The organism is Streptomyces sp. NPDC086554 (assembly GCF_040686095.1).
In the GTDB taxonomy this organism is placed as follows: Bacteria; Actinomycetota; Actinomycetes; order Streptomycetales; family Streptomycetaceae; genus Streptomyces.
This window is the reverse complement of sequence record NZ_JBFBJK010000042.1, coordinates 1-12,605: the sequence shown is the minus strand read 5'-3', so window position 1 is coordinate 12,605 and position 12,605 is coordinate 1. Positions and strand designations below refer to the sequence as shown.

At 69.7% G+C, this 12,605-nt stretch carries 9 protein-coding genes and 2 pseudogenes; 5 read left to right on the top strand and 6 right to left on the bottom strand.

Annotation, left to right across the window (positions count from 1 at the left end; genetic code table 11):
* Positions 1-76 precede the first annotated feature (76 nt).
* From AB0O76_RS41255 to AB0O76_RS41235, 5 genes and pseudogenes are all read left to right on the top strand, one after another.
* Positions 77-1,669: pseudogene (locus tag AB0O76_RS41255) on the top strand (alkaline phosphatase PhoX).
* A 582-nt stretch (positions 1,670-2,251) separates the two neighbouring features.
* A complete protein-coding gene (locus AB0O76_RS41250; RefSeq protein WP_365502396.1) occupies positions 2,252-3,832 on the top strand; it encodes a TROVE domain-containing protein in 1,581 nt (526 codons plus the stop codon).
* Positions 3,833-3,922: 90 nt separating this feature from the next.
* Positions 3,923-4,459, top strand: a complete 537-nt coding sequence (locus AB0O76_RS41245) for a GntR family transcriptional regulator (RefSeq protein ID WP_365502394.1) — start codon at positions 3,923-3,925, stop codon at positions 4,457-4,459.
* A gap of 24 nt (positions 4,460-4,483) precedes the next feature.
* A pseudogene (locus tag AB0O76_RS41240) lies at positions 4,484-5,223 on the top strand (aminocyclopropane-1-carboxylate deaminase/D-cysteine desulfhydrase family protein).
* Positions 5,224-5,487: 264 nt separating this feature from the next.
* Positions 5,488-5,715, top strand: a complete 228-nt coding sequence (locus tag AB0O76_RS41235) for a CarD family transcriptional regulator (RefSeq protein WP_135329399.1) — start codon at positions 5,488-5,490, stop codon at positions 5,713-5,715.
* Between the two features lie 85 nt (positions 5,716-5,800).
* Here the strand turns inward: AB0O76_RS41235 and AB0O76_RS41230 are convergent, their stop codons facing one another.
* From AB0O76_RS41230 to AB0O76_RS41205, 6 genes are all read right to left on the bottom strand, one after another.
* Entirely contained in the window at positions 5,801-7,024 is a 1,224-nt protein-coding gene (locus AB0O76_RS41230) for a TerD family protein (RefSeq protein WP_365502461.1), read from the bottom strand.
* A gap of 138 nt (positions 7,025-7,162) precedes the next feature.
* Positions 7,163-8,152 (bottom strand): zinc-dependent alcohol dehydrogenase family protein, encoded by a 990-nt coding sequence (locus AB0O76_RS41225; RefSeq protein ID WP_365502392.1) that lies wholly within the window; start codon positions 8,150-8,152, stop codon positions 7,163-7,165.
* Positions 8,149-9,012 (bottom strand): carbohydrate ABC transporter permease, encoded by an 864-nt coding sequence (locus AB0O76_RS41220; RefSeq protein WP_365502390.1) that lies wholly within the window; start codon positions 9,010-9,012, stop codon positions 8,149-8,151. Before AB0O76_RS41220 ends, AB0O76_RS41225 begins: the two co-directional genes overlap by 4 nt.
* Positions 9,012-9,956 carry a sugar ABC transporter permease gene (locus AB0O76_RS41215; RefSeq protein ID WP_365502388.1) on the bottom strand — a complete coding sequence of 315 codons (945 nt, stop codon included), beginning with the start codon at positions 9,954-9,956 and terminating at the stop codon, positions 9,012-9,014. The genes AB0O76_RS41220 and AB0O76_RS41215 overlap by 1 nt, the downstream gene beginning before the upstream one ends.
* Complete coding sequence (locus AB0O76_RS41210) at positions 9,953-11,326, bottom strand: sugar ABC transporter substrate-binding protein (RefSeq protein ID WP_365502386.1); 1,374 nt, start codon at positions 11,324-11,326, stop codon at positions 9,953-9,955. The genes AB0O76_RS41215 and AB0O76_RS41210 overlap by 4 nt, the downstream gene beginning before the upstream one ends.
* Positions 11,327-11,426: 100 nt before the next feature.
* The gene (locus AB0O76_RS41205) at positions 11,427-12,197 is read right to left on the bottom strand and encodes a DeoR/GlpR family DNA-binding transcription regulator (RefSeq protein ID WP_365502385.1); all 771 of its coding nucleotides are present in this window, start codon (positions 12,195-12,197) and stop codon (positions 11,427-11,429) included.
* Positions 12,198-12,605: the final 408 nt, after the last annotated feature.

Sequence of the window (12,605 nt, the reverse complement as noted above, 5' to 3'; positions counted from 1 at the left end):
GCCGATCCTCGCCGCCTGCGACCGAGCCCCCACGCAGCCCGTCCGTAGTCCGCTCGTACGCGCCTTTGGAGAGATCATGTCGCTCACCCGCAGGGACTTCGCCAGACGCTCCGCGATCACCGGCGCGGGGGTCGCGCTGGCCGGCAGCGTCGGCGCGCTCGCCACCGCACCCGGCGCGCTCGCCACCGCACCCGGCGCGCTCGCCACCGCACCCGGCGCGCTCGCCGCCACAGAGACGGAAGGTGTCGACGCGGAGGGCGCCGACGCGACGTACGGCGCCCCCGGCTACGGCCCGCTCGTCCCGGACCCGAAGGGCCTGCTTGCGCTGCCCGCCGGATTCTCGTACCGCGTCCTCACGTACAGCGGGAAGACGAAGCTGGAGACCGGCGAGTTCACGCCGTCCAACCACGACGGTACGGCCACCTTCGACGGCCCGCGCGGTGTGACGCTGCTCGTCAACAACCATGAGCTGAGCGGCCCCCGCTCCAAGTGGAAGCACCCGGTCCCGCTCACCGACGGCCTTGTCTACGACCCGGCCGCGTCCGGCGGCTGCACGGTCGTCGAGGTCCGCCGCGACGGACAGGTCGCCAATGGGGTCTCCCCTGCTCGAACGTAGTTGAGAGCTTGGGGAAGGGTCGGCATCGCCGGCACCGCCACCAACTGCGCGGGCGGCAGCACTCCTTGGGGCACCTGGCTGACCTGTGAGGAGACCGAGGACAAGGCCGGCGAGAACGGCATGACCAAGGACCACGGTTACGTCTTCGAGGTCGACCCCCTCGACATTCCCCAAGCTCTCAACTCCGTTCGAGCAGGGGAGACCCCATCCGCCAACCGCGACCCCAAGCCCATCAAGGCGCTCGGCCGCTACGCCCACGAGGCCGTCGTCGTCGACCCCAAGCGCGGTCACCTCTACCTCACCGAGGACGCCGACGAGCCCAACGGCCTGCTCTACCGCTGGACCCCGCCGAAGGGCTTCGAGCACGGCCGCGGCAAGCTGCGCACCCTCGCCGACGACGCCGGTGTACTGAAGGACCCCAAGTGCTACGACTCCGGCGGCCGCTTCGTGGACGACCTGTCCCGCGCCACCAAGATCGGCACGGTGTACGGCGTGGACTGGGTGGAGGTCCCCGACCGCGACGCCCGCACGGTCCCGGTGCGCGAACAGTTCGACGACGGCGACATCACGCGTGCCCGCAAGCTCGAAGGCATGTGGTGGGGCGACGGCGGCGTCTACATCGTCGCGTCGTACGCCCGTGACGAGAGCCCCGTCCAGCACGACGGACAGGTGTGGTTCTACCACCCGGCCCGCCGCACCCTGACCCTGAAGGTCCTCCTCGGCGTCAACCAGGACCCCGGCAAGGACGGCGCCTTCGACGGCCCGGACAACATCACCGTCTCCCCGTACGGCGGCCTGGTCATCGCCGAGGACGGCGACGGCATCCAGCACCTCTTCGGCGCTACCGACCGCGGCCGCACGTACCCGATCGCGCGCAATGACCTTGCTGTGACATCAGCCGCTGCCGCGGCGGGGGGCACCCCGGAGAAGCCCTCCTACAGCGAGTTCACCGGCGTCACGTTCTCGCCCGACGGCAAGACGCTCTACGCCAACATCCAGTCGCCGGGCATCATGCTGGCCATCACGGGGCCGTGGCGGAGGCAGCGCGGCTAGGAACGGCCGGGGAGCTGACGGCAGCCAGCCGCCTCGACCGCCCCTGTGGACGATCTGTGCGACGCCTGAGGAGCATCCCACGGTTGCACCGAAAAACCATTGGCGCCCCGTCAGTTCACTCTCCTAAAGTGAAGCTCGTCCAGGTGCGAAGGCAGGACTTACTTCCACTCATAATGGGGAGCGGACGGGTTCGAGTCCCGTCTCCGGCACTACAGGCCGGAGTAGCTCAGGGGTTAGAGCACCATCGTCAGTTCAGCCGACCTCGATCTCTGGACACCCATAACTTCATGCGTTTTCACGCACCTCCCGGTGCGCCGGCCGCGGCTACTTCCTTCACAGAAACCAGACCGCTGCCACTTTGATCTCGGGAGGCTCAGCAGCAGGTCGTGCCCGGTGCGAAGGCAACGGTTACTTCTGGGGACCGGAATGTCGCGGGGTTCGAATCCTCGTCACCGACTTCGGGTCGGCGTAGCTCAGTCAGGCAGAGCGTCCGGCATAAAAGTCCGTCGCCGCCACAGAACTCGGGCACGCCCTTCTGCTGCTTCGCCTCCCCCTTGCAATTTTGAATTCGGGGGAATTCTCATGGCACGCTTCAACACCAAGTCCGCGAAGGCGCTCGTCACTTCGGCCGTGAAGTCGACCGGCCGCACCACCCGCACCCACGAGGGCGGCCGAGGACACCTCCGTGACCCGCGCTCCGAGCTCTTCCTGCTCGCGGTCGCGAATTTCGTGTCCCAGCAGACCTTTTACGAGCCCGGCGATGACCGCGACGACCGTTTCGCCGCGCTCGTGCGCCGCCTCGCCGTCGAGGACCCGGAGTGGACCGCCGGCCTGCTCGGCTGGCTGCGCGGCGACGGCAACATGCGCACGGCCTCGCTCGTCGGCGCCGCCGAGTACGTCAAGGCACGCCTCGACGCGGACGTGACCGAAGGCCCCGCCAACCGCCAGGTCGTCGCCTCCGTGCTGCGCCGCCCGGACGAGCCCGGCGAGCTGCTCGGCTACTGGACGGCGACGTACGGCCGCAGCATCCCCAAGCCCGTCAAGCGCGGCATCGCCGACGCCGTACGCCGCATGTACGGCGAGAAGGCGCTGCTCAAGTACGACACGGCGTCCAAGGGCTACCGCTTCGGCGACATCCTCAACCTCGTGCACGCCGCGCCCGACCCGGACAAGCCGTGGCAGGGCGACCTCTTCCAGTACGCGCTCGACCGCCGGCACAACCCGGACACGGCCGTCCCGCCCGCGTCCGCCCGCATTCTGGGCGCGCACCGCGAGCTGATGGCGCTGCCGGTTGCCGAGCGGCGCGCCGTGGTGACCGGTCCGGGCGGCGCCGAGCGGCTCGCCGCCGCGGGCATCACCTGGGAGGCGCTCGCGGGCTGGCTGCAGGGTCCGATGGACAAGGCGGCCTGGGAAGCGGTCATTCCGTCCATGGGCGCGATGGCGCTCGTCCGTAACCTGCGCAACTTCGACGAGGCGGGCGTCTCGGACGAGGCGGCGGCCGGCGTCGCGGCGAAGCTCGCCGACCCGGCGGAGGTCGCGAAGTCGCGGCAGCTCCCCTTCCGCTACCTCGCCGCGTACCAGCACGCGCCGTCGCTGCGCTGGGCGTACCCGCTGGAGCAGGCGCTCGGCCACTCGCTGGCCAACGTGCCCGCGCTGCCCGGCCGTTCGCTGATCCTGGTCGACCGGTCAGGATCGATGTGGTCGCCGCTCTCGGCCCGCTCGCAGCTCAACCGCGCGGACGCGGCGGCGGTCTTCGGCACGGCGCTCGCGCTGCGGGCGGCGGACGCGGACCTGGTCGAGTTCGGTACGGGCAGTGCCCAGGTGAAGTACCGCAAGGGCGAGTCCGTCCTGAAGGTGCTCGACCGCTTCGGGAGCCTCGGCGGCACGAACACCACCGAGGCGGTACGCCGCTTCTACAAGAAGCACGACCGGGTCCTGATCGTCACCGACGAGCAGGCGGCGTACAGCTACCACGGCGACCCGACCGGGCAGGTTCCGGCGAACATCCCGGTCTACACCTGGAACCTGGCCGGCTACCGGGCGGGCCACGGCGCCTCCGGCACGGGCAATCGCCATGTGTTCGGCGGGCTTTCGGACGCGGCCTTCCGGATGGTGCAGCTGCTTGAGCAGGGGGCTTCGAGTGACTGGCCCTGGGTGAAGTAGCAGAAGTAGCAGGGGACAGGGAGGGGGGTACGGCGGCCGCCGTACCCCCCTCCCTGTCCCCCCTTGCAAGACCCTTGCCCGCAAAGGAAATTGACATCTATCGCCGCGTCGCTCGGGCTCTCCCGCGCGCCCGTCCGCGAGGCGTTCTCGCGGCTCGTCGACGAGGGCCTCCTGGAGAGCAAACCGCAGAGCCACACGCGCGTGACGCCGCTGGACGCCGCCGACGTCAGGGACGCGGCGGCCGTCGTCCGCGCCATGCACGAACTCGTCGCCCGCAGTGCCGTGCCCCGCATCGAGCCCCCGCACCTCTACGCGATGCGGGACGCCAACCGGCGGTTCACGGCGGCCGTCGCGTCCGGCGACGTCGACACGGCACTGCGCGCCGACGACGAACTGCACGGCGTACTCGTGACCGTCGCCGGGAACGGCGCGGCCGCCGCCACCATCGCCCGCTACACCCCCCTCATCCGCCGCCTGGAGCGGCAGCGCTTCGGCGAAGGCGTGACCTGCGGCTCCGCCGAGCTGCACGAACGGCTCATCGAGGCCTGCGCGGACGGCGACACGGCCGCGGCGGTCCGTGTCACCACGGAGATCTGGCGCGTCTTGGAAGAGCTCGCCCACCCCTGAATCCGCCATCTGCCGGAGGCCCACGTGTCTGCACTCCTCGACTCGTACGCCCGCTACCCGCTCCTCTTCGGGCCCTCGCCCGTCCGTCCCCTGGAGCGCCTCATCCGGCACCTCGGCGGCGCCACGCTCTGGGCCAAGCGGGAGGACTGCAACTCCGGCATCGCGTACGGCGGCAACAAGACCCGCAAGCTGGAGTATCTGGTCGCCGACGCGCTCGCGCAGGGCTGCGACACCCTCGTCTCGGCCCGACTCCGTCTACGACAAGGTCGGCAACATCCTCATCAGCAGGCTCGCGGGCGCCGATGTGCGCCTGGTGCGGGCGGGCTTCGGCATCGGCATCAAGGAGAGCTGGGAGCAGGCGGTGCGCGAGGTCGAGGAGGCGGGCGGCACGCCGTACGCGATCCCTGCGGGCTGCTCCGAGCACCGGCTCGGCGGCCTCGGCTTCGCCCGCTGGGCGCATGAAGTGGCTGAGCAGGAGCGGCAGTTGGGTGTCTTCTTCGACACCATTGTCGTGTGCTCGGTGACCGGGTCCACACAGGCGGGCATGGTCGCCGGATTCGCGGCGCTCGCCGAGCAGGGCGGCGACGCGATGCGGCTCGCGGCCCCGCACGGAGGGCATGGTCACCGACCCGGTCTACGAGGGGAAGTCGATGGCCGGGATGATCGACCTGGTGGAGCGGGGCGAGATCGCACGCGACGCGACGGTCCTGTACGCCCACCTCGGCGGGCAGCCCGCGCTGAACGCGTACAGTGCCTTGTTCTGAGGCCGGTGCCGTGTTCTGATGCATCCGCCCACCGCGCCCCTAACCGGATCCGCCTGATTTTCCTGAACGGATGTGCCGGGGGTTCCTGAAGGGATAAAACGGCGTTGACGGAGTCGCGTGGGGCACAAATGTGCGCGTGGTGCGATGGAGTGGCTACGGACCGCTACGGGGAAGCCGTGTTTGTGTGTCGGTTTGATGCCGATGTGAGGACCGTGTGAGCTCGGAGCATGGTGCGGCGGGCTCCCGGGGGCGCATACTCAGGACATGACGAGGCCCCCCGGTACCCGACGCCACCTGCCGAACAGTCCCTTCAACGTTCCGCCGCCGCCCGCACCGCCCATCGAGCAGTTCGCCGTGGGCGACCGGGTCTCGCACGACCAGTACGGACTCGGACGGATCGTCGGAGTCGAAGGCGAGGAAGCGGTGGTCATCGACTTCGCGGGCCGCCAGGGAAGGTTCCTGAGCCCGTACCCCAAGCTGGCCAAGCTCTGAGTCCCTGATCTGCGTACGACAAAGGGGCGGCCGCCAGGAGGAGTCGATCCTCCCGGCGGCCGCCCCTGCGCATGTCCCGCGGCGGCTACAGCGCCTGCGCCGCCGGCTTGACCATGCCGCGCACGGTGCGTGACTTCACGAAGTCACCCATGGCGGTCATCTCCCACTCGCCGGTGAACTGCTTGATCAGCTTGGCCATCATCACGCCCGTCTGCGCCTCGGCGTTGGTGAGGTCGAAGCGGACCAGTTCCTCGCCCGTCGCCGCGTCCAGGAGGCGGCAGTAGGCCTTGGCGACCTGTGTGAACTTCTGGCCGGAGAACGAGTTCACCGTGAAGACGAGACCCGTCACGTCCTGCGGCAGCCGGCCCAGGTCGACGACGATCACCTCGTCGTCACCGCCGCCCTCGCCCGTGAGGTTGTCGCCGGAGTGCTTGATCGCGCCGTTCACGATCGACAGCTTGCCGAAGTAGCAGCTGTCCACGTGGTTGCGCTGCGGGCCGTAGGCGATGACCGAGGCGTCCAGGTCGATGTCCTTGCCGCGGAACGCGGGCTCCCAGCCGAGGCCCATCTTGACCTGCGAGAGCAGCGGCCGGCCGCCCTTGACCAGGGACACCGTCTGGTTCTTCTGCAGGCTGACGCGGCCCTTGTCCAGGTTGATCTTCCCGGCGCCCGGCGCGGGGGCGGCGGGCGTCGCCGCGGGCGCTGCCGGGGCGGCGACGCGGGGGTCGGCGACCGGCGGGGGCGGGCCCTGCACGGGCGCGCCGACCGGCGGGGCCATCGGGGCGGGGGCCGGAGCGGCGGCCGGGGCGGGCGCGGGCTCCTCCACCGAGACCCCGAAGTCCGTCGCGATGCCCGCGAGGCCGTTGGAGTATCCCTGGCCGACGGCACGGGCCTTCCACGCGCCGTTGCGCAGGTAGACCTCGATGACCACCAGGGCGGTCTCGCCGCCGAGCTGCGGGGGAGTGAACGTGGCGAGTACGGAGCCGTCGTCGGCGTTGCGGATGGTGGCGGTGGGTTCGATGCCCTGGAACGTCTGGCCCGCGGCGTCCGGGCTCGCGGTGACTACGATCTTCTCGATGCCGGGGGGCACGGCCGTGGTGTCGACGGTGATCTTGTCGGGCGTCGTGCCGCCGCCCGACTGGTAGGTCACGCCGGGGCCCGCGGGCTGGTTGAAGAAGATGAAGTCGTCGTCGGAGCGCACTTTGCCGTCGGCGGTGAGCAGCAGGCCCGACACGTCGAGCCGCACCGGTGCGGCGACGTCCACCGCTACGCGCGTGGCGGTGAGAGGGATGTTCGAGCCGGGTGTCATAGCGGTCATGCACGGGGTAACGAACATCCCGGCTTTGCCGTTCCCTTACCCGCAGAACTTTTCTCTCTCCACAGCGTCTGCACACGCCGGACGGTCTTGAACCTTCAAGACCGTCCGGCGTCGGGGGAGCAGGGGCCGCTACGGCACGACGACGATCTTCCGGCCCACGCCGGAGGCGAACCGGTCCAGAGCCTCGGGGTACGCCGTCAGCGGCAGGCGGTCGCTGATGAAGACGTCAGGGTCCAGGACGCCCCCGGCGAACAGCTCCGCCGCCCGCTCATAGCTGTGCAGGACCGCCATCGACCCGGTGATGGTGATCTCCTGGTTGTAGATCCGGTACGGGTCGATGCTCACGCGCGTCGCGTAGTCCGCCACCCCGAACTGCAGGAACGTCCCCGCCTTGGCGACCCGCCCGAGCCCGTCCTGGATCGCCCCCGCGTTCCCCGTCGCGTCGACCACGATGTCCCAGCCCTGTGGCCGCTCAAGATCGTCCGCGTTCGCGGCAGAGCCCGAGACGCCCAGCTGCCGCGCCGTGGCCAGGCGGTCCGCGTTGAGGTCCACGATCTCAACGCTCGCCGCGCCCGTCCGCTTGGCGAGCTCCAGCATCATCAGGCCCATGGTTCCCGAGCCGTAGATCAGCACGTGCGCACCCAATTGGGCGCGGAGCACGTCGTAGCCGCGCACCGCGCAGGACAGCGGCTCGATGAGCGCGGCGTCCTGGGTGCGGACATGCTCCGGGAGGCGTACGCAGTTGGCGACGGGCGCGATCGCATACTGGGCGGCGCCGCCCGCCGTGGTGACGCCGATCGCGGCCCAGCGCTCGCAGAGGTTGTTGTGGCCGGTGCGGCAGTAGCGGCACTCGTAGCAGTAGAGAGAGGGGTCGACGGCGACCCGGTCGCCGACGGCGAGTTCCGTGACCTCGCTGCCGAGCCCCACCACATCCCCGGCGAACTCGTGCCCCGGCACCACGGGAAGCGTGGGCGCGAACTCGCCCTGGAGGATGTGCAGATCGGTCCCGCACAGACCGCAAGCGGCGACCTCGACGACGACCTGGCGCGGCCCCGGAGCGGGGTCGGGCACCTCGCCGACGACAGCCTTGCCGACGGACTCGATGATGGCGGCCTTCACTTGACGGCTCCCAACGACAGGCCCTGGACCAGCTTGTCCTGGGCGGCGAACCCCGCGGCGAGCACCGGCAGGGAGATCACGAGCGACGCGGCGCACACCTTCGCCAGGAACAGGCCCTGGCTGGTGATGAAGCCGGTCAGGAATACGGGCGCGGTCTGGGCGACGACCCCGGTGAGCACCCGAGCGAAGAGCAGTTCGTTCCAGCTGAAGATGAAGCAGATCAGGGCCGTCGCGGCGATCCCGGGCAGCGCGATGGGTGCCACCACGCGCGCGAGGATGGTCGGCAGGCGCGCCCCGTCGATCTGTGCGGCCTCGATGATCGCGACCGGTACCTCGGCGAGGAAGGACTGCATCATCCAGACCGCGATCGGCAGGTTCATCGACGTGTAGAGGATGACGAGCAGCCAGATGTTGTCGAGCATCTCGGTGTTCTTGGCGAAGAGATAGATCGGCAGGAGGCCCGCCACGACCGGCAGCATCTTCGTCGAAAGGAAGAAGAACAGGACGTCCGTCCACTTCTTCACCGGCCTGATGGAGAGCGCGTACGCGGCGGGCAGTGCGAGGAGCAGCACAAGGAGGGTCGAGGCGACCGACGCCACGGTCGAGTTGATCAGCGCGGGCCAGGGGCTCGCGCCGCCGCCCGTGCCGAAGAAGTCGCGGTAGCCGTCCAGGGTGAGCGAGGCGGCGATCGACGGCGGGTTGGTCGCGGCGTCCTCCTCCGAGTGGAAGGAGGTCAGTGTCATCCAGGCGATCGGAAGGAAGAACAGGATGCCGGCCAGCCAGGCGACGAGGCCGAGCCCCGACGCTCCCTTCGTACGGACGGTACGGACACGCGTCACGGCGGTGTTCATGCTGCTCATCAGCGGGACGCCTCCTCACGGAACAGGGACGAGACGACCCGCAGCGCGAAGGTCGCGATGATGATGGAGCCGATGACGACGAGGACACCGGCGGCGGACGCCAGGCCGTTCTCGTGGGCCTGGTAGAAGCTCTGGTAGACGGTGTAGGGCAGGTTGGCGGTGCCCAGGCCGCCCGAGGTGATCGTGAAGACGGCGTCGAAGTTCTGCACGATGTACACCGAGCCGAGCAGGGCGCCCAGTTCGAGGTAGCGGCGCAGATGCGGCAGCGTGAGATGGCGGAAGACCTGCCAGTTGTTCGCGCCGTCCATGCGGGCGGCCTCGATCAGTTCGGTGTCGCGGCTCTGCAGCCCGGCGAGCAGGATCAGCATCATGAAGGGCGTCCACTGCCAGATCAGGGAGGCCTCGATGGCGATCAGCGGGGTGTTGGACACCCAGTCGGGCTGCGCGGCGCCGTCACCGCCCACCCAGTGCAGGAGGCCGTTGAAGAGCCCGTACTCGGGGTTGTAGAGCACGTGCTTCCACAGCAGCGCCGCGGCCACCGGCACGAGCAGGAACGGCGCGATGAGCAACGTACGCACCAGACCGCGGCCGCGGAACTTCCGGTCCAGGAGGAGTGCGAGCCCGAGGCCGATGACGAGGCTCGCGATCACGACGGTGGCCGTGAGCACGATGGTCGTCAGGACGGACTTGCGCAGGTCCGGATCGGTGAGGACTTCGGAGTAGTTGGCGAGTCCCGCGAAGCTGCGGGCGTCGGGGTAGAGGGCGTTCCAGTCGAAGAAGGAGATCACCAGCGTGGCCACGAACGGCAGCTGGGTGACGACGACCATGAAGATCAGGGCGGGCAGGAGCGGGGCCCTGGTGGCCCAGGCGCGCAGCCGTCCCGGTGGCTTGGCGGCGGTCACGCGCGCGGGCGCGACGGCGGTGGTGCTCGCGGTGGCGGTCATCGTCCCTCGTACTCCTCGGCGATCTTCTCGGCGAGCTTCTGTGACTTCTTCAGGGCCGATTCGACGGACTGCCGCCCGGCGATGGCCGCGCTGATCTCCTGGGAGACCTTCGTGCCGAGGTCGGTGAACTCGGGGATGCCGACGAACTGGATGCCGGGTGCGGGCCGGGGCTGTACGCCGGGGTCGCGGGGCCTTGCGCCTTCGATGGCGGCCCGGGTGACGTCCTGGAAGGCGGCGGCTTCCTCGCGGTACTCGGGGTTGGCGTACGTCGAAGCGCGCTTGCCCGCGGGGACGTTGGACCAGCCGATCTTCTCGCCGACCAGCTGCTCGTACTCCTTGCTCGACGCCCAGGAGACGAACTTCCAGGCCTTGTCCGGGTTGCGCGACGCCTTCTGCAGGCCCCAGGCCCAGGTGTAGAGCCAGCCGGAGCTCTTGGTCTTCTCCACGGGCGCGGGTACATACCCGATCTTGCCCTTGACCGGCGACTTGGCCGACTCGAGCGAACCGGCGGCGGCCGTCGCGTCGTACCACATGGCGGTCTTGCCCTGGGTGAGGTTGTTCAGGCACTCGGCATAGCCGGACTGGGCGGCTCCGGACTCGCCGTGCTTGCGAACGAGGTCTACGTAGAAGCGAGTTGCTTTCTCAAACTCGGGTGAGTCGATGCGGGCCTTCCACCCCTTGTCGAACCACGTCCCTCCGAAGGTGTTCACCACGGTCGTCAGGGGCGCCATCAGCTCGCCCCAGCCGGGAAGCCCGCGCAGACAGATGCCCTTCATGCCGGACTCGGCGCCGGCGCCTTCGACATCGGCCGCGAGCTTCGCCACCTGCTGCCAGGTGGGCTGCTTCGGCATGGTCAGACCGGCCTTCTTGAACACGTCCTTCCGGTACATCAGGAAGGACGACTCTCCGTAGAAGGGCTGTCCGTAGAGCTTCCCGTCGTCGCCGGTGAGCGACTGGCGCATGGGCGGCAGGATGTCGTTCTGGTCGTACGCCTTGTCCTTGCGCGTGTACGAGCCGACTTCGTGCAGCCAGCCGTTCCTGGCGTAGATCGGTATCTCGTAGTTGCTGAGCGTCGCGACGTCGTACTGCCCGGCCTGGTTGGCGAAGTCCTGGCTGATCTTGTCGCGGACGTCGTTCTCGGGCAGGACCGTGAAGTTCACCTTGATGCCCGTCTCCTTGGTGAAGTGGGCGGCGGTGAGCTTCTGCAGCTCGACCATCTGCGGGTTGTTCACCATCAGTACGTTGATGGAGTCGCCGCCTGAACCGGTCCCGCCCGCCCCGGCCCAGCAGCCGGAGAGCAGCGGGGCAAGCAGCGTCCCTGCGGCGGCCACGGCGAGTGCGCGCGGCCTCCGTCGGCTCTGGGTTCGCATGAATGCTCCTGGACTTATGGGGAGGTATGGGGTGTGGTTGGGGTGTTCCGGGCGTGCGGAAGCCCGGTACGGCGGGGGAGGGGATGTGGCGCGGGTGTCGTCAGACCCGGATGACCTGCGGCCCCTGGAGGGAGTAGCGGTGCGCCTCGGACGCGGGCAGCTGGGCGCTGGTGACGATGGCCTCCAGGTCGCCGACGTGCGCGAACCGGCAGAAGCTCGTCGCCCCGAACTTGGTGTGCACGCCCGCGAACACGGTGCGCCGTGACGCCCGGATCGCCTGCGCCTTCACTTCACTGACGGCCGGATCGGGAGTCGTCAGGCCGTGCTCGCGGGAGATGCCGTTGGCCCCGATGTACGCCAGGTCGATCACGAATCCGGCCAGCATGCGGGTCGTCCAGTGATCGACGGTGGCCAGGGTGCCCGGACGGACCCGGCCGCCGAGGAGCAGCACGGACATGTTCTCGGCCTCGGCGAGGGCGCCGGCGGTTGCGAGGGACGCGGTGACCACGGTCAGGGCACGGCCCTTGGCGGCCTCGGGCAGCGCCTCGGCGATCAGCTGCGGGGTGAAGCCCTCGTCGACGAAGACGGTCTCCGCGTCGCCCAGGAGGTCGGCCGCGGCGGCGGCGATCCTTCGCTTCTCGGGGACGTGCATGGTGGTGCGGAAGGCGAGCGTCGTCTCGAAACCGGCGCTCTCCACGGGGTAGGCGCCGCCGTGGGTGCGGCGGACCAGGCCGTGGTCCTCCAGGGCGCGGAGGTCACGGCGCACGGTCTCCTTGGCGACGCCCAGTTCGGCGGCGAGCGCGGTGACGTCCACGGAACCGGAGTTCCGCGCCGCTCGGACGATCTTCCGCTGACGTTCTTCCGCGGTCATTGGCCGCCGCCTCCTCCCTCGCCGGATGCCCGTTCGGGCCCTGTGGGGAAGTTCTACAGCGGGGGGCGGGGCATGAACAGGCTCGGAGCCGGGGCGATGGTGCCCGCCTCTGCCCGTTTGACGGGGCGCTGGCCTGTGCTTCGGGCGGGAGGGGTGCCCGTTCGGCGGGGTGGGGGTGCCCGTTTGCTGCCCGGGTGCGGGTTCGGGGCCTTTTCTTTCCCCAAACCCACCCCTTCCCGAAAACCGGCTGCGCCGGGGCTTTGCGCGCCGTCAATCACCGGCTCCGCCGAGTTCGTCCTCAAACGCCGGACGGGCTGAAAGACCTGCGGCCGGGCTGAAAGACCTGGCCGATCGGGACCGCCATCGCGGGCTGCGCGGCGATGTCCCGGGCGAGCCGGATGCCGTACG